This window comes from Acinetobacter sp. USHLN143, assembly GCF_037145695.1.
In the GTDB taxonomy this organism is placed as follows: Bacteria; Pseudomonadota; Gammaproteobacteria; order Pseudomonadales; family Moraxellaceae; genus Acinetobacter; species Acinetobacter fasciculus.
The window spans coordinates 1-422 of record NZ_JBBCWZ010000226.1; the positions used below are offsets into that span (position 1 = coordinate 1).

Sequence of the window (422 nt, forward strand, 5' to 3'; positions counted from 1 at the left end):
GCGAAAATAAAGAACTGCAACGCGCCAATGAGATTCTACGTAAAGCAGCCGCTTTTTTCGCCCAGGCGGAGCTCGACCGCCCACACAAATAATGGTGGATTTTATCCATAATAATAAAGAGCTGTACGGAGTCGAGGCGATTTGTAGAATTTTACCGATCGCACCTTCAACCTATTACCGGACTCTAGATCTCTGCGAAGATCCAGAACATCGAGCGAAACGAGATTTACATGACTTGCATCATGCTGAGGAGATTAAGCGAATTTGGAAAGAAAGTTCAGGTCGATACGGTGTGCGTAAGGTCTGGCAACAACTGAAACGTGAAGGCTATATTATTGCACGCTGTACTGTTGCTCGATTAATGAAAAAGCTAGGTATACAAGGTGTTTGGCGAGGTAAGAACAAACAAACCACCCGTAGCC

The 422-nt window shown here is 45.0% G+C and carries 1 pseudogene and 1 other annotated feature; the pseudogene reads left to right on the plus strand.

Annotated features, from left to right (window positions below):
- Positions 1–422, plus strand: a pseudogene (locus WFH18_RS17815) (IS3 family transposase); the annotation flags it as partial.
- Positions 50–166, plus strand: a sequence feature (AL1L pseudoknot). (Overlaps the previous pseudogene by 117 nt.)